At 43.2% G+C, this 21,661-nt stretch carries 20 protein-coding genes; 9 read left to right on the plus strand and 11 right to left on the minus strand.

The window, feature by feature from the left end; all coding sequences use genetic code 11:
* Positions 1-2: 2 nt before the first annotated feature.
* The 3 genes from OQY15_RS06295 to OQY15_RS06305 form a co-directional block, all read right to left on the minus strand.
* Positions 3-1,283 carry a replication-associated recombination protein A gene (locus OQY15_RS06295; RefSeq protein ID WP_265789094.1) on the minus strand — a complete coding sequence of 427 codons (1,281 nt, stop codon included), beginning with the start codon at positions 1,281-1,283 and terminating at the stop codon, positions 3-5.
* A gap of 49 nt (positions 1,284-1,332) precedes the next feature.
* Positions 1,333-2,580 carry a DEAD/DEAH box helicase gene (locus tag OQY15_RS06300; protein WP_265789096.1) on the minus strand — a complete coding sequence of 416 codons (1,248 nt, stop codon included), beginning with the start codon at positions 2,578-2,580 and terminating at the stop codon, positions 1,333-1,335.
* A 70-nt stretch (positions 2,581-2,650) separates the two neighbouring features.
* Positions 2,651-3,439 (minus strand): DUF4197 domain-containing protein, encoded by a 789-nt coding sequence (locus OQY15_RS06305; RefSeq protein WP_265789098.1) that lies wholly within the window; start codon positions 3,437-3,439, stop codon positions 2,651-2,653.
* Between the two features lie 123 nt (positions 3,440-3,562).
* Here OQY15_RS06305 and OQY15_RS06310 point away from each other — a divergent pair, with 123 nt between their 5' ends.
* Positions 3,563-4,141: a sigma-70 family RNA polymerase sigma factor gene (locus tag OQY15_RS06310; RefSeq protein ID WP_265789100.1), complete on the plus strand. Its 579-nt coding sequence runs from the start codon at positions 3,563-3,565 to the stop codon at positions 4,139-4,141.
* Positions 4,134-5,012, plus strand: coding sequence for a hypothetical protein (locus OQY15_RS06315; protein ID WP_265789102.1), 879 nt, complete (start codon positions 4,134-4,136; stop codon positions 5,010-5,012). Before OQY15_RS06310 ends, OQY15_RS06315 begins: the two co-directional genes overlap by 8 nt.
* A 73-nt stretch (positions 5,013-5,085) precedes the next feature.
* On the opposite strand, the gene OQY15_RS06320 is transcribed toward OQY15_RS06315, so the two are convergent.
* From OQY15_RS06320 to OQY15_RS06350, 7 genes are all read right to left on the minus strand, one after another.
* Positions 5,086-6,099 (minus strand): inorganic phosphate transporter, encoded by a 1,014-nt coding sequence (locus OQY15_RS06320; RefSeq protein WP_265789104.1) that lies wholly within the window; start codon positions 6,097-6,099, stop codon positions 5,086-5,088.
* A gap of 11 nt (positions 6,100-6,110) precedes the next feature.
* Positions 6,111-6,752 (minus strand): DUF47 family protein, encoded by a 642-nt coding sequence (locus OQY15_RS06325; protein ID WP_142529290.1) that lies wholly within the window; start codon positions 6,750-6,752, stop codon positions 6,111-6,113.
* 86 nt (positions 6,753-6,838) lie between these two features.
* Positions 6,839-7,864: an ATP-binding protein gene (locus tag OQY15_RS06330; protein WP_265789107.1), complete on the minus strand. Its 1,026-nt coding sequence runs from the start codon at positions 7,862-7,864 to the stop codon at positions 6,839-6,841.
* Positions 7,865-7,892: 28 nt separating this feature from the next.
* Positions 7,893-8,657 carry a TIGR03915 family putative DNA repair protein gene (locus tag OQY15_RS06335; protein ID WP_265789109.1) on the minus strand — a complete coding sequence of 255 codons (765 nt, stop codon included), beginning with the start codon at positions 8,655-8,657 and terminating at the stop codon, positions 7,893-7,895.
* Position 8,658: 1 nt separating this feature from the next.
* The gene (locus tag OQY15_RS06340; RefSeq protein ID WP_265789111.1) at positions 8,659-9,915 is read right to left on the minus strand and encodes a putative DNA modification/repair radical SAM protein; all 1,257 of its coding nucleotides are present in this window, start codon (positions 9,913-9,915) and stop codon (positions 8,659-8,661) included.
* Positions 9,916-9,996: 81 nt separating this feature from the next.
* Positions 9,997-10,653, minus strand: a complete 657-nt coding sequence (locus tag OQY15_RS06345) for an HD domain-containing protein (protein ID WP_265789113.1) — start codon at positions 10,651-10,653, stop codon at positions 9,997-9,999.
* 14 nt (positions 10,654-10,667) lie between these two features.
* The gene (locus OQY15_RS06350; protein WP_265789115.1) at positions 10,668-10,952 is read right to left on the minus strand and encodes a helix-turn-helix transcriptional regulator; all 285 of its coding nucleotides are present in this window, start codon (positions 10,950-10,952) and stop codon (positions 10,668-10,670) included.
* A gap of 326 nt (positions 10,953-11,278) precedes the next feature.
* Between OQY15_RS06350 and OQY15_RS06355 the strand changes: the two genes are divergently transcribed.
* The 3 genes from OQY15_RS06355 to OQY15_RS06365 all read left to right on the plus strand — a co-directional run bounded on the left by OQY15_RS06355 (position 11,279) and on the right by OQY15_RS06365 (position 14,964).
* Complete coding sequence (locus OQY15_RS06355) at positions 11,279-11,518, plus strand: bacteriocin (RefSeq protein ID WP_265789117.1); 240 nt, start codon at positions 11,279-11,281, stop codon at positions 11,516-11,518.
* 78 nt (positions 11,519-11,596) lie between these two features.
* The gene (locus tag OQY15_RS06360) at positions 11,597-12,790 is read left to right on the plus strand and encodes an HlyD family efflux transporter periplasmic adaptor subunit (RefSeq protein ID WP_265789119.1); all 1,194 of its coding nucleotides are present in this window, start codon (positions 11,597-11,599) and stop codon (positions 12,788-12,790) included.
* On the plus strand, positions 12,787-14,964 hold the full coding sequence (locus OQY15_RS06365; RefSeq protein WP_265789121.1) for a peptidase domain-containing ABC transporter: 2,178 nt from the start codon (positions 12,787-12,789) through the stop codon (positions 14,962-14,964). The genes OQY15_RS06360 and OQY15_RS06365 overlap by 4 nt, the downstream gene beginning before the upstream one ends.
* Here OQY15_RS06365 and OQY15_RS06370 read toward each other — a convergent pair.
* Positions 14,961-16,166, minus strand: a complete 1,206-nt coding sequence (locus OQY15_RS06370; RefSeq protein WP_265789123.1) for a class I SAM-dependent RNA methyltransferase — start codon at positions 16,164-16,166, stop codon at positions 14,961-14,963. The genes OQY15_RS06365 and OQY15_RS06370 overlap by 4 nt on opposite strands.
* 71 nt (positions 16,167-16,237) lie before the next feature.
* On the opposite strand from OQY15_RS06370, the gene OQY15_RS06375 reads away from it, so the two are divergent.
* The 4 genes from OQY15_RS06375 to OQY15_RS06390 all read left to right on the plus strand — a co-directional run bounded on the left by OQY15_RS06375 (position 16,238) and on the right by OQY15_RS06390 (position 21,659).
* Positions 16,238-16,606 carry a DUF3127 domain-containing protein gene (locus tag OQY15_RS06375; protein WP_265789125.1) on the plus strand — a complete coding sequence of 123 codons (369 nt, stop codon included), beginning with the start codon at positions 16,238-16,240 and terminating at the stop codon, positions 16,604-16,606.
* Between the two features lie 150 nt (positions 16,607-16,756).
* Complete coding sequence (locus OQY15_RS06380; RefSeq protein ID WP_265789127.1) at positions 16,757-18,583, plus strand: HAMP domain-containing sensor histidine kinase; 1,827 nt, start codon at positions 16,757-16,759, stop codon at positions 18,581-18,583.
* 1 nt (position 18,584) lies between these two features.
* Entirely contained in the window at positions 18,585-19,280 is a 696-nt protein-coding gene (locus OQY15_RS06385) for a response regulator transcription factor (RefSeq protein ID WP_265789128.1), read from the plus strand.
* A gap of 102 nt (positions 19,281-19,382) precedes the next feature.
* Complete coding sequence (locus OQY15_RS06390) at positions 19,383-21,659, plus strand: helix-turn-helix domain-containing protein (protein ID WP_265789130.1); 2,277 nt, start codon at positions 19,383-19,385, stop codon at positions 21,657-21,659.
* Positions 21,660-21,661: the final 2 nt, after the last annotated feature.

Here is a 21,661-nt window from a genome sequence, read left to right on the forward strand (position 1 = left end):
ACTTAGTAATTATATTTGTCTTTCCAGTTCTGCCTCAGTTTTTCCCGCAGTTTATCTTCCGCAGGATTTTTCCCCGGATCATAGAGTTTGGTGCCACTGATCAGGTCGGGCAGATATTCCTGAGCAGCAAAATTCCCTTCATAACCATGTGAATATTTATAGTCCTTTCCATAACCAATGTTCTTCATCAGTTTGGTCGGGGCATTCCTGATGTGCAGCGGCACAGGCAGGTTTCCGGTCTGTTTCACCAGTTGCTGTGCATGGTTGATTGCTTCGTAGGAGGCATTGCTCTTTACTGAAGAAGCCATATAGGTTACGGCCTGCGAAAGAATAATCCTTGCTTCAGGGTAACCAATTACATTTACTGCCTGAAAGCAATTGTTGGCCAGCAGCAATGCATTAGGGTTGGCATTGCCGATATCTTCGGAGGCAAGTATGAGCAAGCGGCGTGCGATAAACAACGGATCTTCACCGCCTTCAATCATTCTGGCCAGCCAGTATACTGCGGCATTGGGATCACTGCCCCTGATGGATTTGATAAAGGCAGAAATAATATCATAATGCTGTTCACCGGCTTTGTCATATAGAGCCAGATTCTGCTGTGCATGTTCCAGTACATTCTCGTTTGTCAGTACAATGCTCTTGCCACCTATTCCGTTTATGGCAATTTCCAGTACATTCAATAATTTCCTGGCATCACCTCCGGATAAACGGATCAGTGCTTCGTGCTCCTTGATGCTGATCTGTTTTTCTTTCAGTATCACGTCTTCCCGTATTGCCGTTTGCAGCAGACCAGAAAGTTCAGCTTCATCCAATGATTTCAGGATATATACCTGACAACGGGAGAGGAGAGCGGAGATCACCTCAAAGGAAGGATTTTCTGTAGTGGCACCGATCAGCGTTACCAAACCTCGCTCCACAGCACCCAGCAGGCTATCCTGCTGTGATTTGCTGAAACGGTGGATCTCATCAATAAACAGAATAGGTAAACCCATCAGGCTATCTTTCAGCAATGCTGCCTTATCAATTACTTCACGAATATCTTTTACGCCGGAATTAATGGCGCTTAAATTAAAAAATGGGCGGTCTAAGGCCTGTGATATAATATAAGCCAAAGTAGTTTTACCGACTCCCGGAGGACCCCAGAAGATCATAGATGGCAGCTGACCGCTTTGTATGGCCTTGCGCAAAACCGCGTCTGGCCCTACCAGGTGTTTCTGGCCAACATACTCATCCAGATTGTGCGGACGCATACGTTCTGCTAATGGAGGTAGGTTTTGCATAACAGTAAAGATAAAAAAACAGGAGCAAATTTGTTACTCCTGTTCAGTGTTATTCAGACTTCGGCGCGCTGCCGGCAGTCTTGGGTTTCTTCTTCCAGAATTTGCGCTGAGGCTTTCTTTGTTGTGGCTTGCGGTCGCCGGTAGATGGAATTTCTCCCTCTGCAGGTGCTTCGCCAAGATGTTCTGGCAAAGGCATTCTGGTGATCGTTTTGTCGATCAGTTTTTCTATGTTGGCAAACTTACGTTTGTCTTTATCATTCACTAAAGTAATCGCTGTTCCAGTTGTTGCAGCTCTGGCAGTACGCCCTATCCTATGGATATAATCTTCGGGATCATGTGGCACATCAAAGTTGATGACCAGCGTAATACCTTCCACATCGATACCCCTGGATAATACATCTGTTCCGATCAGCACCGGTACGCGCTTATTCTTAAACTCTGACAGGATCGCCTCACGTTCCTTCTGGTCCAGATCAGAGTGAAAAGCCTGGGCTTTGAAACCCAATCCGCGAAAAACCTTTCCCAGGTTTTTAACTTTATCCTTTGTAGAAGCAAAAATGAGGATACTTGGGTATTCCACATTTTTCATCAGTTCCGTCAGCAGCTTTACCTTTTGCGCATCATGTACCAGATAAGCCTGCTGGTTGATTCCCGCTGCGGGTTTTGAAATCGCAATGCTGATCTGTTCAGGGTTGTGAAGCAAGTTGCCCGCGAGTTTCCTGATTTTTGGAGGCATAGTCGCTGAAAAAAGTACCGTCTGCCGTTTTTCAGGAAGAAAGCTCACAATACGCATGATATCATCATAAAAACCCATATCCAACATCCTGTCTGCCTCATCCAGTATCAGGTGCTGTAGCTGATCCAGCTTCAGAAGGCCCGAAGAAAGGTGCGAGATGAGCCTGCCTGGTGTGGCGATAATAATATCTACACCTTCACGCATACTGCGTTTCTGTTGTTCATATGCAATGCCGTCACCACCACCATAAACAGTCAATGAACTGATATTGGTGAAATACGACAAGGCCTCAACCTGTAGGTCTATCTGTTGGGCAAGCTCACGTGTAGGGGCAAGAATAAGCGTATTATTATGGCGGTTCTCTGTATGGCTGATCATATTCATGACCGGCAGCAGATAGGCTCCTGTTTTACCAGTACCAGTTTGAGCACACGCTATTAAGTCTTTTTTCGCAAGGATGAGTGGAATTGCTTCCTGTTGTATCGGAGTTGCATTTCTGAAACCCATCGCTAATAAACCCTCTAAAAGATCGGGGTTAAAATTAAAATCTTTAAAATCCAATATACTTGTATGTTATTCGTAATTGTTCTCTATAAAAGTAGCTTTTTTTTATGAGTAATTGTTTTTTTGGCTATTTTAATTGATCAGCATAACCAAACACCTTTTGCAGTAAAGTAGAGGAACGGGCTCCAATGTTATTCCTGATCGTCAATTCTTCCTGGGCTACCTGAATAAACATTCCATCAATAGCTTTTTGTGTCGCATAGCCAGAAAGATCGGTATTTACTGCGGCTACCATTGGCAGTTTGTTGTATTGTCCGGTTGCAGTGCTCCAATATTTTGTAGCGCCAACTTTATCCAGGCTTGAAGCAATCACAGGCTTAAATTTCTCCATCAGCTGCGCTGTAGTGGCTTTTTTGAAATATTCCGTAGCAGAATTCTGTTTGCCCAGGAGGATGTTGGTCGCGTCTGTCACCGTCATTTGTTTAATCGCTGATACAAAGATAGGTTTGGCTTCCTTCGCCGCATCTTCTGCTGCGCGGTTTAAGCTGGTAATCACGTTGTCTGCCAGTGAACCGAGTCCCAGGCTGCGCAGTGTTTTTTCAACTTTTTGCGCTTCTGGTGGGAACAGAATCTTTACAGCCATGTTGCCCAGGTATCCATCTTTTGCAGAGAGCAGATCCGCTCCGCGGGATATTCCTACTTCCAGCGCTTCCTTGATCCCCGTTCCAATTTCTGATGTGGTAGGTTTAGCTGCGGTTGTGGTGGTGGTAGTAGTAGTTGTCGTAGTTTTTCCCGGCTCTTTTTTTGTAGTGGTTACCTTTTTGATCAGGTCGCCTAATTTCGACTGGCCCTGAACATTGTAACTCATTAAGATGATGGCAGATAAAGTAATAGCCAGAGATTTTATATGATTCATTCCTGATAGTTAATATATCCAATAGTAAGCAAATCTCTGGCCATTTGTACGAACTTTCAGAATTTACGCAAATGAGTCAAAAAATATTTTTATACTTGAAAAGAATTTTCCTCCATCTATACTTTGAAGTTTATAAAGAATACAGCCGGAATGAAGGACCAGGATGATGCGGTGCTTCTTGCTCAGTACAAGAGTACAGGGAGCCTGGAGCTGCTTGGTGTCTTGTATAGCAGGTATATGCCCCTGGTCTATGGGGTATGCCTTTCCTATTTCAAAGATGAGGAAGCCAGTAAAGATGCTGTGATGCAGATCTTTGAGGAACTGGTGCTGAAGCTGCGTTTGCATGAAGTGAAAAACTTTAAAAGCTGGTTACATGTGCTCACCAGGAACCATTGTCTGATGGCACTTCGTAAGCTGGCAAAACAGGATACGGTATCTATCGAAGATGTATTTGTGGAAAATGCCGATTTTGTGCATCTTGATATCGAAGATACAAAAGAGACGCAGCTAACCATTATGGAGAAATGCATGGATACGCTTCCTGAAGAGCAGAAAATTAGTGTAGACCTATTTTATCTGCAGGAAAAATGTTATAAGGAAGTTGCCGATATCACGGGTTATGAAATGCTCAAAGTAAAGAGTTATATTCAAAACGGAAAGCGTAACTTAAAAAATTGTATAGAGAAAAACAGCAGTGAATAACGATTGGTTAGATATAGAATTACTGGAAGATTACCTGGATGGTAAGCTTGACAGCAAAGCTATGCACCGGATAGAAAAGCAGGCGCTTGAAGATCCGTTTGTTGCGCAGGCACTTGCCGGATTGGCTGAATCGCCTAAGCGAGCCTCGCAAAATGTATCGCTGCTGCAAAAGCAACTCTATGAACGTATAGGTCAGCAACAGGTCGTAAAGAAAGAAAGCGTATATACCTGGCAGCGCCTTAGCATTGCCGCTGCTGCCGCAGTGATGTTTATCTCTGTCAGCATTATCTTCTTTATGCGTGAGCAGGGACGGCAGGAGGAACTAACGAAAATTAAAAATCGCCCCAAAAATATCGAAGTAAATATTGCACCTACAGTGGCTGCTGTAGATTCAGCCATAAACATTCCTGTAGCTACTGCCACTCCGGAAGCAAAGATAAACCCTGTAGGCGTTGGCCAGATTAGTCCCAGAAGACAAGCGGAAAATCAGCCTGTACAGGCTGCGGTGACCTCTGCTGATATTCAGGCGATGAAACAGGATACTGCAGCCATAGAAAGTCAGGTGGCTGCCAGTAAAGCAACTGCGAGAATAGCTTCAGTTCTGCCCGCAGCTGCAGCTCCGGTAGGAGGATGGGCCAATCTCAACAGCTATATTTCTGATCATAATAAACTCGCGCAGGAAGGTAGTGCCGGCAAGTTTGTAGAGCTTAGCTTTATGATTGATGCTGAAGGTAGCCCTTCAGATATTAAAGTAGAGAAAGGTGCAGTAAAAGAATATGCCGATGAAGCTATACGTCTGATCAAAGAAGGACCAAAGTGGGAGCAGCCAAAAGCTACCGGGGCTAGAATAAGTTATACAATAGCCTTCTAAATCCAAATCCTTTTTTAAAAAAAAATGCCGGAAATCCAGTTCCGGCATCTGTGGTAAATTCTTTATTCAAATACTAAGAGAAAATCAAATGTATCAGGCTGAAGATGACTGCTGCTAGAGTAGCCGAAACGGGGATCGTTAAAACCCATGCCCAAAGCAGGTTCACCGTTACACCCCACCTTACTGCTGATACCCTTTTCAGTAATCCCACACCAACAATAGATCCTGTGATGGTGTGTGTCGTAGATACCGGAATACCAAAATGCTCCGTTAAACCAAGTGTCACCGCACCGGCTGTTTCTGCTGCTACTCCCTCGAAAGCATTCACCTTAGTAATCTTGGAACCCATGGTCTTTACAATCTTCCATCCACCGCTCATGGTACCCAGAGAAATTGCTGCATAACACGAAATAGGAATCCATTCCGGCATTGCATCACCTGTTTGCAGTACATTGGCAGCAACCATTGAAACATAGATGATACCCATCACTTTTTGCGCATCATTACCTCCATGGGTAAAACTTAAGGCTGCAGATGATATTAACTGTAGTTTCTTAAACCACCATTCTGCGACAGATGGCCGTGCATTTTTTGCGAGATGTAACAGAATAATGGAGATGATCACTGAAATGAACATACCTATAACCGGGGCAAGAACAATAAAAGCGATTACTTTAAGGATGGGCGTAAAATTAATAGCTGCCATTGCACTGGCGCCCATAGACGCCGCTTTGGCCATACCTGCCCCAGCAAAACCACCTAAAAGTGTATGTGATGAACTTGATGGTATACCATACCACCAGGTAAAGAGGTTCCACACAATTGCAGCTACAAGTCCGGCAAGGATCACCTCTAAAGTGATATATTCTTCCAGAACAGTTTTGGCGATTGTATTGGCAACCTTATGATCAGTAAAATAGAAATAAGCGGCAAAGTTAAACAGTGCTGCCCATAATACCGCCTGAAAAGGCGTGAGGACTTTAGTAGATACAACCGTAGCGATTGAGTTGGCCGCATCATGAAAACCATTGATATAGTCAAACCCAATAGCCAGAATTATTACAACAACCAATAAGGTAGTTACCATCTTTATTATTTTTAAGCGTTCTTAACCAGGATAGATTCCAACACATTCGCGGCATCTTCACATTTATCCGTTGCCATTTCCAGTGTTTGCAGAACTTCTTTTTGTTTAATCAGTTCAATTGCATTGGTTTCAAATTCAAATAATCTTGCTATAGCCAGGTTACATACGTAGTCTGCCTGATTTTCACCGCTGTTGATACGTACACATGCATCTGCGATTACACGGATATTTTTGAAGCTTCTCAGTTCCCTGATCGCTTTGTCCAAATCCGTACACATCTCTACCAGAAGCTCTGCAAGTTTGATCATTGCATCACCAATATTCTTGATGTTGTATAATTCAATATTTGTTGCTGAGGCATGAATGTAATCTGCAATATCATCAACTGCACTTGCGAGAGCATGGATATCCTCCCTGTCGAATGGAGTAATAAAGTTTTTGCTCAGTTCCAGAAAGATAGAATGCGTGATATCATCTCCAACGTGTTCTAAACGTTCAATTTCCTTGATGTATTCTTTTCTCTTTTCCAGATCCTTAGTGCTTAATGCTAGAAAAAGAGCTTCAGAAATTTTTAAAACATTATTTCCTGCTTGTTCAAAAAGGGGTTGGAACTTTTTGTCTTTTGGTGTAAAGAACTTGAAAATGTTATTCATGCTGACTGTAAAATATGGTACAAAAGTAGTAAGACAATGTTAAGTTAATGTTAACTGTTAACTAATGCCACATATTTCTGATATATTTAACCAGTCTTCTCCAGGGTAAAGGCGAAAGTAGTACCAATCTGTAATGTACTCCTTACTGTAATGATCTGTTGGTGAGCTTCTAAGATGTGCTTCACAATAGCTAAACCCAATCCGGTTCCACCAACTTCACGGGAGCGGTGAGAATCTATTCTGTAAAAACGTTCAAATAATCTGGATAAGTGTTTTTCATCAATCCCGATTCCGTCATCTGTTACTTCTACCAGAAACTGGTCATGAAGTTCAAAGACTTTGATCGCTGTTGATCCATGTTCTTTACCATACTTGATAGAGTTAGAGATCAGATTGATCATTACCTGTCTGATTTTTTCGCGGTCAGCCCTTACAAATGCGGGATGCATATATTTTTCTTTGAAAGATAGTGATATCTCTCTTTTTTTCGCTTTATCCTCCAGTCCTTCCATCACTTCTTTTGCCAGCAGTACAAAATCAAACTTCTGATAGTCGATAGGGATTTCTCCGGATTCAAGTTTCGAAATCGAGTCGAGATCATTAATCAGGTAGCTTAAACGCTCTACATTCTTTTCTGCCTTTTGTAAGAATTTTACAGCCATTTCCGGATCGTCGATCAGGCAGTCCTGCAAGGTTTCAATATATCCCTGGATGGCAAAGAGAGGGGTCTTAAATTCATGTGAGACATTGGATAGAAACTCTCTTCTGAATTGTTCCTGTTTTTTCAGTACATCAATCTCATTTTTTTTAGCTCCGGCCCATTCCTTTACTTCCTGTTCCACATCGTTGATCGGATCAGAACTTACGTATTCCCCCAGAGCATCTTTAAGATCCTTTCCAAGTTTCAGGTTGTGGATAAGTTTATAAATCAGTTTGATTTTAGAATAGATATATTTCTCCAGCAAATAATAAAAGAGGATAAAGCTTGTGGCAAAAGATATCCCAAAAGATACCAGCAGGTAGTACCAGCTTTGCTGAAAGTGGAAATTTACCAATGCAATAGAGAGCGCAACTGCAAGCGCAGTGATCAGAACGAGGACACTTAACTTCATGTAGGCAATTTACAAGTAAATTTATAAATTACAGCTGTTTCTCTGTGAGGTATTTCCAATATCTTTTGGGTACATGCTGCACATGGAGTTTCGTGTTTTTCCTTGCTACAATATTCGCACTTTTGAAATAATCCTTCCACAGAACAGCGTATAACGCCTCTTTGTCTGATAAGGCTGAAGCTGAGGGTTGCATGGATTTTTGCTGTTCATTAAAATCCATTTTTATTTCTTCCACTTTTTCCAGGTCATAGAACAGGCCATATTTACGGTTGATATCGTATATGATCCATTGCTGATCCGCATAGCGATTCCTGAAGTGATTCATTATCAATGGCAACACGTTAAAATCAGGATCTATTCCGCAATAAAAGATACCGTCAGCAGTATGCTGAAAGCGGATAAAAGCCTCCATCCTGTGTTTTTCACGTTCTACTTTGATGGCAGTCTGACTGATAGCAAGCACATATGGGTTGCCATAATTGTTTTCAGCCCCGGCTACATTGGAAAATATATAACAGGTAAACTCAAATAAGTTGATATAAGCCTGTTCCGTCTCAGAAAGATAGGTGCAATAAAACCTGCGGATCCAGGCTTTTGGTAATCGCGACTGCAAGCCTTTCCAAACCCTGTCGGCCTTTCTTTCTTCAGAAAATATCTCCAGATGCTCAGAAAAAGCATCAGGCTGAAATGCGGCACGGGTGATGAGTCGGATAGGACCGGGCTTGCGCTCAAACCATTCAAAAACTGAACACAGCAAACCTTCCAGACTTCCGTCAAATACATAGGTCTGCATCTTAAAAAAGAATCAGCTGACTGGTATCGTTCTTAATATATTTACTCTGACTTTCCGCAAGAATGAAAGATTTGATTTGCGTACCCTGATAATCCTTCAATTGATAAGGGCTGTCGGCACATTTTATAAAATGTTTGGCCCTGTTATAGGCAACACCTATTTTCTGCAGCTGGTCGATACGAAGCTTGCCAAATTTCCTGGCCTGTACAATTTTTTTTGCCGAACCTACGCCGATCCCCGGAACCCGGAGAATCATTTTATAAGCAGCCACATTAATATCTACCGGAAAATGCTGGAGGTTACGCAAGGCCCAGCTCAGTTTCGGATCAATATCAATATCAAGGTGAGGGTTGATATCATTCAGGAGTTCATTCACATGAAAGCCGTAAAAGCGCATCAGCCAGTCGGTCTGGTATAAACGGTTTTCGCGGATCAGTGGAGGCTGCGTACCCAGAACGGGCATCCTGCTGTCATTGCTGATCGGTATATAACCTGAATAATAGACCCGTTTCAATGAAAAGTTTCTGTAAAAAGCATCTGCGGTATGCATGATGTCCTTGTCAGTTTCAGGTGTAGCACCAATTACCATTTGTGTGCTCTGACCTGCAGGAACAAACTTTGGCACACTGCGGATCAGTTTACGTTCTTCCTTAAACTGTACAATCTGGTTTTGTACATATCCTAAAGGTTTGATCACATCCTGATGGCTCTTATCCGGTGCCAGCAGCTTTAGTCCACTTTCAGTAGGCATCTCCAGGTTGATACTCATACGGTCGGCATACATACCTGCTTCACGGATCAACTCATCACTTGCACCAGGAATAGTTTTAAGATGGATATAACCGTTGAAACGTTCTTCCAGCCGCAATTTCTTGACAACCCTTACCAGACGTTCCATGGTAAAATCTGCATTTTTGAAAATACCGGAACTAAGGAACAGACCTTCAATATAATTTCTGCGGTAAAAGTTCATTGTCAGCTCTACTACCTCTTCAACAGTAAAGGCGGCGCGCTCAATATCATTGCTTTTACGCGAAACGCAATAAGCACAATCAAAAATACAATGATTCGTCAGCAAGATCTTCAGCAATGATACACATCGTCCATCTTCAGTATAGGTATGACATATACCGGAAGCGTGGCTGTTTCCCAATCCCTTATTATCATTCTTTCTTGTGCCTCCACTGGAAGAACAGGAAACATCATATTTGGCTGCGTCAGCCAGGATATTGAGCTTTTCTCTAATGCGTTCAGACATAATCTTTATTTTACTAACAAATATAGCAATAAATTGCTAGTAAAATTAGTTTAAAGCATTCCTTTCACGAATAGAAACAGGCTATTTGCCGTCCCATTCGGCATAGAAATGCTCCAGATAAAGCTGCATAAACTGATGCCTTTCATCAGCGAGCTTTCTGCCTGCACTGGTTTTCATCAGATCTTTGAGAAGCAGTAGTTTTTCGTAAAAATGATTGATTGTAGGAGCTGTTGAATTTTTATATGCTTCTTTACTTTGATTCGGGTTACTTGGGATAGCAGGATCATACATGATTCTGTTCTTATAACCGCCGTAGGTAAAAGCCCTTGCAATGCCTATCGCACCGATGGCATCAAGCCTGTCGGCATCCTGAACAATATCCATTTCTCTGGAACTAAAGTTAGGTCCCGATAAGCTTGCTTTATAACTCATGTTCCTGATGATCTGCTGTACATGTAAAATTACACCAGCCGGAATCCCAAGTGTATCAAGAAATGCTGCCGCTGTCCTTGGGCCAATCTCTTCATCGCCATCATTAAATTTGCTGTCGGCGATGTCATGTAGCAACGCAGCAAGTGCAACGGTGAGTAAATCTCCATTCTCCTGCGTATTAATATTAAGAGCGGTTTTGTAGACTCTCTCAATATGAAACCAGTCATGTCCTGCTTCCGCATGGGCAAGAGTTTCCTTTACAAAAGTTATAGTTAGGCCTGTTATCTTATCAAAGTCCATTTGCATGGAACAAAGGTAATCTAACTCGACTTAATTTTCAGCGTATCGTTTGAAGAAGGATCAAGTTTAACGGTTACCCTGTGATCAACAGTAATCAGCTGCACCACTTCTACATCCAGGATGATGGCAATCTGAAATAACCTGTCTAAAGTAATCTTACTATATCCCAGTTCAATTTTGCTGTAGGCATTTTGTGAGATCGACAGTTTTGCCGCCAGGTAATCCTGTGTATAATTTCTATACTCTCTAATCTTTCTGATGTTGCCTGCTACAACTTTTGGTTTTAAATCAATTGGGTCTTTCATAAATCTAATTTTTTAAATTGGATTTTGTAATTAACGAAATATTTAAGATGCCGGATTTCTGTTTAAACATTTTATGAATAATCAAGTCCTGATAATCACTGATATGGAGTTTTTTCGTACGTATTTTGGGGGCCTAAAGTTGATCTAACTAACACAACCACAGGGGGTAATGTATTCCTTAGGGTTGTGTTGTGCCGGCTGCTAAAAAAATCCTGATAATTCTTCTTTTCGTTCTATTATTTGAGAAAGCACAAGCATTTTGAGTCGATCCAGGAGTAGCCGAATACCTGAAAAATTGTAGGCAATAACCAAAATTTAAATAACGTATGAACTTTCAAGAATTGAATCAAAATGAAATGGCAACAATCAATGGTGGCGGATTATTAGATGGAACAAATCTGATCCAGGGTAATCTTATTGGTCCTGTGACTATCGGAAACATGTTGTCTCTGAGCGTAAATTCACAGTCGGGTGTAACAGCTTTACTGGCAACAGGCCCACTTACCAACCTCACAAATGGTCTCAACTTAGGTGGACTAATGAATGGTCTTAACCTCAGTCTATAAAATTGATTGTTTAAACCAAACATTTATCAAACAGAGGGAGAAATTTAATATTTCTCCCTTTTGCTTTTTATTCATCATATGAATCAGGATCAATACATTTTTCCGCAGGAGATTGTGGAGAACACTGCTGAATTTCATTTTCATACACACCGTTCAGCAACAACTGTGATCTATCAGGTGATGCTGCTGGTTTTATTCAGTGTACTTCTGGGCATGTTCTTTATCAAGGTAGATGTAAATGTTAAAAGCATGGGTTTATTTCGTCCTGTATCGGAACGTAATGATATCAAATCCCTCGTGTCTGGCAGGATTGATTCTGTGCTTGTTACTGAAAATACTCATGTGAAGTCAGGACAGATCCTATTCACCCTGAAGCGGGAATCCCTGGAAGGGAAAAATGACATGACCTCATTGCAACGGAATGACATCAGGGCGCAGCTTAATGATCTCGAAGCACTAATCTCTGCCGCCAAAAGCAATAGCTGGCCGCAACGCATTAATCTGCAGTCGGGATTATATGGCCAGCAGTATAGTTACTTTATGCAGAGAATGGAAGAAGCCCGTTCCAGGTACCGCGTGGCACAGCGAAACTTCGACCGCTATCTCTACCTGTTCCAGCGAAGAGCGATATCTTCACTGGAATATGAAGATGCAAAACTTAAGGTTGATAATATCCATAATGAACTTTCGCTGATCGGAGAAGATCAGGGAAGCAAATGGCAGACAGAATTTAACAGCCTCAAAATCCAGCAGCGGGAACTCAACTCTCAGAGCAGGCAATATGCAGAAGAAAAAGAGTTTTATACACTAAGGGCCACAGTGGCAGGCTCCGTACAACAGTTAAAGGGTATTCAGCCGGGAACTCTTGTGGCGGCCAACGAATTGCTGGGGGAAATATCCCCTGATTCCGGGATCATTGCTGAAACCTATGTGCTGCCCAGGGATATAGGATTGCTTAAAATAGGAACCGGCGTCAAATTCCAGGTAGATGCCTATAACTATAACCAGTGGGGAATGCTGCAAGGAAAGGTGATCTCTATTTCCAACGATATCTTTATGGAGAACGGGAAGCAGCCCTATTTTAAGGTGAGGTGTTCGCTGAACCAGAAGCAGCTTGTGCTAAAAAACGGTTATGTGGGTAAAATCAGGAAAGGCATGACTATGCAGGCCAGATTTTTTGTTACACGCAGAACACTCTTCCAGTTGCTGTATGATCAAGCTGATGACTGGCTAAACCCTAATGTTACGACGAACCAAATGACGACCTCATGAAAAAGCACTTAAAAAAGACAAACATCAGGCAGCATGACGCTACCGATTGTGGTGCTGCCTGCATTGCCTCTATAGCTGCTTTTTACAACCTCGATCTGACTATAGCGCGAATCCGGCAAATGGCCTCTACAGATACCAAAGGGACAAATATTCTGGGGCTCATAGAAGCGTCGGCACGCATTGGATTTACCGCCAGGGGTGTGAGGGGAACATATGAAAACCTTCCCAATATACCCATGCCTGTAATTGCACATGTGAACCAGGATAACATGGCGCATTATGTAGTGATCTATACCATTACGCCGGCCTTTCTGGAGATCATGGACCCTGCATATGGCGAAAGGCAAAGGATTACTGCTGATGAATTTAAGAAAAAATGGACAGGTGTACTGGTGATGCTGCTGCCGGGGGATGACTTTTCTGCAGGAAACGAAAAAATCAGTATCGGACAGCGCTTTTTTTATTTGCTGAAACCACATCGTTCTGTACTCATGCAGGTCCTTGCCGGAGCTGTGTTTTACACTATCCTGGGTTTATCTTCCTCTATATTCCTGCAGAAAATTGTTGATAACGTATTGCCGGATGGGAACATGAACCTGCTCAATTTAATGGGTACGGTCATGGTCGGCATCATCCTCCTTCAGCTTTTCATCAATCACACAAAGACCATGCTGACGATCAAAACCGGACAGCAGATAGACGCAAGGCTAATCCTCGGATACTATAAACATCTGATGAAACTTCCCCAGCAGTTTTTTGATACAATGCGGGTGGGAGAGATCATTTCGAGAATGAATGATGCAGTAAAGATCAGGGCCTTCATCAATGATGTGCTGATAGGCTTTGCAGTAAATGTATTTATCATCTTCTTTTCGTTCGCGCTGATGTTTACCTATTACTGGAAGCTGGCGCTGATCATGCTGATTGTCGTGCCGCTGTATGCGGTGGTTTACTATTTTTCTGACAAGCTCAATAAACACACGCAGCGAAAGCTGATGGAAAAAACCGCAGAGCTGGAAAATCAGCTGGTAGAGTCTGTCACGGCCGTAAGTACAATCAAGCGTTTTGGCCTTGAAGATTTCACCAATCTGAAAACCGAGATCAGGTTTGTCAATCTGCTGCGCAGCATTTACACTTCGGGCATGAACTCCCTGTGGGTAAACTATGCTGGGGCATTTATTTCCAGTCTGTTTTCCGTCATTCTGCTCTGGACAGGGGCTTCTTTTGTAGTTGCCAATACAATTACGGCAGGGGAGCTACTTTCCTTCTATGCCATTATCGGTTATTTTACCGGTCCGGTAGTCAGCCTGATCGGTATGAACAAGGTATTGCAGGATGCACGGATTGCGGCCGATCGCCTTTTCGAAATTATGGATCTGGAAAGGGAATCTACAGAAAACAGGACAGAGCTCACGACAGATATGCTGGGGGATATTCAATTTAAAAATGTGAGTTTCAGATATGGCACTCGGGTAACAGTTTTCGAAGATTTCAGTCTGCTGATACCGAAAGGGAAAATCACAGCTATAGTAGGCGAGAGCGGGTCGGGGAAAACCACATTGCTTTCATTGTTGCAGAACATCTACCCATTACAATCGGGAAGTATACAAATTGGCGATTATGATATCAAATACCTCTCAAACGGCAGCCTGCGCAAAATGGTTGGTGTAGTGCCTCAGGATGTGCACCTTTTTGCCGGCAATGTCATCGATAATATTGCCATAGGCGATCTGGAGCCTGATATGAAAAAGATGATCCGAATATGCGGTGAGATCAATATCCTCGGGTTTATTGAGAAACTTCCAAATGGGTTTGAAACCTGGCTGGGTGAAAATGCAGCAAACCTCTCGGGTGGACAAAGACAGCGGCTGGCGATAGCCAGGGCTTTGTACAGAGAGCCTGAGATCCTGATTCTGGATGAGGCTACATCCTCACTGGATTCTACAGCTGAAGAATATATTTATCAGACGATTGCTTACCTTCGGGCCAGGGGGAAAACAATTATCTTAATTGCTCACCGTTTAAGTACGGTGGTCAATGCTGACCGGATCTGTGTGTTGAACAACGGAAAACTCATTGAGGAAGGTACACATTCTGAACTGCTGAGGCATAAATCTGCCTACGCAGCGATGTGGCAGAAGCAATTTCCTCTGCCGGCGCAGGCTGAAGTTTAATCTTCAGCCCTTGGTGCTTTTGGCTTTGGCCGTTCATCGTCTGCACGTTTAGAGCCATCGTACAATTCATATTCCAGCATACGGCAGTCGAGCTTGCCATTGTAAAACTCAAGTTTTCTGGAGGCTTTTAAGCCAATCTTTTTTGCAAGATCAGGGTTGCCGGTAAAAATATATCCGTTGTATCCTTTGCATTCCTTTTTCATGAAATCACCTACACGTTTATAGGTCAGCTCAAGCTGTGAATGTACCCCCAGGCGTTCTCCATATTCAGGGTTAAATACAACCACGCCCTTTCCGCCTTCCGGCACAGGAGTGTCTGCAAAATCACAAACTTCGAAAGTGATCAGGGTATCAACGCCGGCTGTTTTGGCATTTTTACGGCTCACATCCACGGCATCTTCTGATAAATCTGTTGCGATAATCTGCAGGTCGGTGTTTTTGATCACCTGGTCCTTCAGGATACGGCGTTCGGCAAAAAACACTTCCTCGTCATAACCAATAATATGCATAAAGCCATAATTCATTCTGAATAGTCCCGGTCTGCGGTTGGTAGCCAGCAGGGCAGCTTCAATAGCAAGTGTTCCGGAACCGCACATCGGGTTAATAAAGGGCGACTTCTGGTCCCAGGTAGTACTCATCACCACGCTCGCAGCCAGTGCTTCCAGCATTGGCGCTTTTCCCGGAATCTTGCGATATCCGTGTTTGGCAAGGGTTTCTCCTGAGGTGTCCAGGAAAATATCTGCCTGGTCATCTTTCCAGTAAAGGTGAACTACAGTTTTGTTGGCGTCTGCTCCTGAGTTAGGGCGCATGCCTTTCTTTTCTTTTATTCTGTCTACAATCGCATCCTTAACTTTCAGATTGGTGAAAAGCGGAGTCGTGATTGTAGGATTATCCACATTAGAAGTAACAGAGAAATATCCAGCGAAATCGATCAGGTCTTCCCAGGCAATATCCACTACCTCTCGGTAAAGTTCTTCGGGGTTATTTGCTTTAAAACTTCCCACACGGTATAAGACCTGGCTGGCACATCTTAAGTTAAGGTTTAGTTTTATACATTCTGTGAGTGTGATATTGAGTTCAACACCTGTCGGGAAATCCCTTACGATTTCATAGCCAAGCGCTTGAACTTCCTCCACCAGATATGGTGAAAGCCTTTTGTTACAGGTGATAATCACCTTGCTTTTGTTGTGGAAAACTTGCATAATTTATTGTGCGAAGTTATCAATAAAAATATAGAGATTTGGACTAGTTAGTAGAATAAAAGAGTATTGTTATGGAATTAAAAGGAAAAGTGCACGAAATTGGTGCATTACAACAGGTAAGTGAGACTTTTAAAAAACGTGATCTCATCATTGAGTACGCGGAAAACCCAACTTATCCTGAATATATAAGATTTGAAGCTTTGCAAGACAAAACTGCTTTATTTGACAGCTTAAAAACTGGTGATGATGTAGAAGTTTCTTTTAACCTGCGCGGACGTCCATGGACAGACAAAACAGGAAAAACTTCTTATTTCAACAGTTTGGTAGTATGGAGAATCAATGCATTGACCAACAGTGCAGCAGCGCCTTCAACTCCGCAATACGCTCCACCGGCAGATTTGAACAACGCGCCAGGTGAAGAAGACGATTTGCCGTTTTAAGAACTTTTTTAGGAAACAAATTGTACTGCGAGTGCCGGAGATTTATCTCCGGCACTTTTTTTTTATCAGCCGGCTCTATCCTGCTCTGTTAAAAATTGTTAAAATAACAGGTATCCACCTACTCTTCCTTATTTTTGAACTCAGAAAGAAATGAAGAAAAAAAGCCTTTGGCTGATTACCGGACTCATGACCATCGCTCTGCTTGGTGTATTTGTAATGCAATTGTATTACATCAGGGAGGCATATCGGCTAAAATCCCAGCTTTTTGAACAGGAAGTCAATCAGGCACTCAGCTCCGTGGCTAATAAAATCCAGCGCCTAAATGCTGTGAGCCATATCACTAAAACGGATTACGAATGGCGGATTAAGATGGAAAATCAGCGCCGTGACAGAACCCGCAGGCTGATTGATCTCGACCAGAAATTTAAAGAGGACGAACGAAAAAGAAAATACGATCAGCAGAAACAGATGATCGATGAACTCAATTATCAGGATGGCATGATCCGCAAAATGTACCTCAGCCCAACTATCATCTCCGAAGCTGATTTCTTTGCCCTCGCCAATCAGAATACTACACCCCTGAATGTTGATGTAAATGTAGGATTTGATGCCGACCTTAATATGATTGGCAGCAATGTGCGCAAGGTATTTCGGCTGGGATCTGGCAAAACGTTTAGCCTTGAACCAAAAAAACTGCCCGACAGTATCAGGTACCTGGTATACAGCCCCAATGATGGCCGGCCGCTGCGGATTTCCCTGCCCAGCCTCAATGGTGATATGCGCATCAAGTTTAAAATTGAAGATGAGGTGGCTGCCAGAAGACGCAGCAATGCACTAAGCGAATTGCAGGCAGATACGGTGAAGCTCATCAATGATGGCGACTTCAACGTGCTCGAAGCTGCAGCCAAGGAAATGAGTCAGCTGGATATCCCTCTCGATCAGCGGGTTTCCAAAGCTACCCTGGATACGCTGCTCCGTGCAGAATTGCTTAATAAAAATATCCGGCTGGATTATGATTTCTGGCTTAAAAGTGTCGCACATGATACAGTGCTGTTTAGTAAGGTTGCGTATGTTAAAGGTGAAATATTACCCGCAAATACGTTTAAAACTACGCTATTCAGCAATGACGTGATCCGGGACCCGGGAATGCTCTATATCAATTTTCCCGATCGGGAGTATTTGCTTTTCAGTAACCTGAAAGTGACCATGGCTTCCTCTGCTGCCTTGCTGCTCGTGCTGATCTCTATCTTCTCCTACACGCTGTACGCAATCCTGAGACAGAAAAAGATCTCCGAAATGAAAACAGACTTTATCAACAACATGACCCACGAATTTAAAACGCCGGTTTCTACGATCATGATTGCCAGTGAAGCGCTGAGAGATCCGGAGATTTTGGACGATAAAGCACGTATAGGACGTTTGGCAGGAATTATCTACGATGAAAATGTACGCCTGGGTAATCATATCGAGCGGGTGCTGAGTATCGCCAGACTGGAGAAAAAAGAGCTGAAGCTGGAAGAAGAAGAGGTGGATGTAAATGCACTGGTGGCTGCGGTGACGGATAGCATGAGCCTTCAGCTGCAAAAGAAAGATGCTGAGGTTATACTCCAGCTTGATGCGGCACATCCGGTAGTGAAGGGCGATGAGCTGCACCTTTCCAATGTTATCTATAACCTGATAGATAACGCCAATAAATACAGTATAAATGCACCCAGAATTACCATCCGTACCAGAAATTCAGGTAAAAATCTCGTAATAGAGATAGAGGATGAAGGCATCGGGATGACCAAGGAACAGAGTAAGCGTGCGTTCGATCAGTTTTACAGGGTGCCTACGGGTAACCTTCATGATGTCAAAGGATTTGGACTGGGACTTAACTATGTGATGGATATCGTCACACAAATGAACGGGCATATCAAGCTGCGCAGTGAGAAGGATAAAGGAACACTTTTTGAAATAATTATACCCCTGAATTAAAATGAAGAAAATTCTATTGGTCGAAGATGATCCTAACTTAGGGATGCTTTTGCAGGATTATTTACAATTGAAAGGCAAGTTTGAGATTGTTTTATGTGTAGACGGTGAAGAAGGTCTGCGTGCATTTAACAAGCAGAACTTCGATCTTTGCATCCTGGATGTGATGATGCCAAAGAAAGATGGCTTTGCCCTGGGTAAAGAAATCCGTAAGATGAATGAAAGTGTGCCTATCATCTTTGCTACGGCAAAGGCGATGATGGAAGACAAAGCTTCGGCCTATGACCTGGGGGGCGATGACTATATCACCAAGCCTTTCCGTATCGAGGAGCTGCTGCTGCGAATCAATGCCCTGCTTAAACGCGCATCGGTTAAAGAAGTGAAGCCTGTGGAGCCAGTACAGAGCCAGTTTCAGATCGGTAATTATACCTTCGACTATACTACACAGATGATCCAGCATAACGGACAGCAGCAAAAGCTCTCCACCAAGGAAGCAGAACTGCTGCAGTTGCTTTGCCTCAAACAAAATGCGGTGCTGACAAGGGAAGAAGCTTTGCTGAGCATCTGGCATGACGACAATTATTTCAATGGCAGAAGCATGGATGTTTTCCTCAGCAAGTTGCGGAAATACCTGAAAGAAGATCCCAAAGTAGAGATCCTGAACGTACACGGAAAAGGATATAAGTTACTGGTAAATTAACAAATTACACTTATTATTTTTGTTTAGTGATGGATGATTAATTTTATATATAATTAGTTTGTTCCAATCTTTAGTACCTTTGCTGCAAAACTGTTGCAAAATATGTCTGAATACAACCCCGCTGAGATTGCTGCAAGATTCATCAATTATACCTCCCGGCACATTTTCCTGACCGGAAAGGCCGGAACCGGGAAGACTACCTTCCTGAGGAACCTGATAGAACTGACGCACAAAAAAGCCGTGATTGCCGCACCTACAGGGATTGCTGCAATTAATGCCGCAGGGGTAACCATTCATTCACTTTTTCAGCTACCCTTTGGCACTTACCTCCCAAAACAGCCCACGGCAGAACATCCCAACCAGCAATACAATACTCCAAGGTCTATTGTCCGCCATCTGCAGATGACGAGTACCAAAAGGAGGATCTTTCTGGATCTCGAACTGCTGATCATTGATGAGGTGAGTATGCTTCGTGCAGATCTGCTGGATGCCATTGATATGGTGCTGCGGTATATCCGTAAGAACAATGCCAGCTTTGGTGGCGTTCAGGTTTTGTTTATTGGCGACCTCCATCAGCTTCCGCCGGTAGTGAAGTCTAATGAATGGCAGTTGCTGGGTGAGTTTTACAACAGTGTTTATTTCTTTGATGCCCATGCCTTGCAGCAAAGTCCACCGGTTTATATAGAATTGGAAAAGATTTACCGCCAGGCAGATTCGGTATTTATCAACCTGCTGAACAATCTGCGCAATAATGAAATTACTCCCGGCGATGTAGCCTTGCTCGAGCAATATTACAAAGCGGACTTTGTGCCTGCAAAAGAAGAAAAATATATCACGCTGACCACACATAACCAGCGCGCAGATACCTTAAATAAAAAAAGCCTGGATGATCTTGATGGGGTATCTTATCTTTTCCAGGCTACGATAGAGGATGAGTTTTCTGAAAGCTCTTTCCCGGCAGAGCGAATCCTGGAACTGAAGCTGGGCGCCCAGATTATGTTCATCAAGAATGATCAGAGTGGCGAACGCAGGTTCTTCAACGGAAAAATTGCAACGGTAATAAATCTGAAGCCTGACCAGATCGAGGTAGAAACCGAAGGAGAAAGGGAGCGGATTATCCTGGAGAAGTATACCTGGAAAAATATCAAGTATACCAATCATAAAGTGACCAATGAGATTGAAGAGGAGGTGATAGGCAAGTTTATTCAGTATCCGATCAAACTGGCCTGGGCCATTACCGTGCACAAAAGCCAGGGACTCACTTTCGATAAGGCGATCATAGACATCGGTAATGCCTTTGCCCCTGGGCAGATTTATGTTGCGCTTTCGCGTCTTCGTTCGCTCGACGGGCTGGTGCTGACCTCACAGATCTCAAAAACGGGAATCAGACAGGATCAGAATGTTTCACATTTCTCTAAAAACAAGCAGCAGGAAGAGGAGCTTAAAATCCAGATCAAAGCTGAAAGTGAAGCTTTTCTCAGAAGCTATCTGTTACAGTGTTTCGACCTTACGCCGCTTGATAATTATGTATATGAACATGTGCATTCTTATAGTAAGGATATCAATAAGTCCGCCAAACAGAAACACGTGAAGTGGGCTCAGGCACTGCTCAAAGAACTGAGTGAAATCAAGGCCAATGCCAGTAAGTTTCTTGCCCAGATCCAACGCCTCAGCTATGACCAGACGCCTGAAGGTTTATCTGCCATGCTGCTCAGAACTACGGCAGCGGAGAATTATTTCAATCCTTTGCTGCTAGATCTCTCCAAGCGGATTTTTGAAAGGATGGAGCTGGTAAAGCAGGATAAACAGGTGACGGCATTTCTCACCGAGCTGCTGGAGATGGAATCGCTGTTCTATGAACAGTTCAAGAAGATCAGAAAGGCTACAGCTTTGCTGCAATCCACCATCAACGGAACGGAATTTACGAAATCTGATGTCGGGCTGCTCTTAAACCAGTCGGAGCGTGAGGCTCAGATGAAAAAGGTTTTTGCTATGCCCAATAAGCTTGACTTTACCGCCAAAAAGGAAAAACCCAAAAAGGCGGCGGTGGCAAAGGCTCCCAAAGCCCCGAAACCCCCAAAGGAAGATACGAAGGAGGTCTCGCTGGAACTGTTCCGCAAAGGAAGGAGTATAGCTGAAATTGCAACGCTCCGCAATATGGTTGTAGGGACTATCGAAACGCATCTGGCACATTATGTTGCCCGTCAGGAGCTTGATGCCAAAGATATTCTCGGTAAGAAAAAGCTGAGTAAAATCCTCGAAGCAATCAATGAGCTTAAAACTGTCAACCTAAATCCCTTGCGTACACATCTGGGAACCAGTGTCTCCTTCGGCGAAATTAAGATCGGCATTGCAGCACATCTTGCCGGCGAAAGTTAGAC

The sequence above is a fragment of the Pedobacter sp. MC2016-15 genome (genome assembly GCF_026239695.1).
In the GTDB taxonomy this organism is placed as follows: Bacteria; Bacteroidota; Bacteroidia; order Sphingobacteriales; family Sphingobacteriaceae; genus Pedobacter.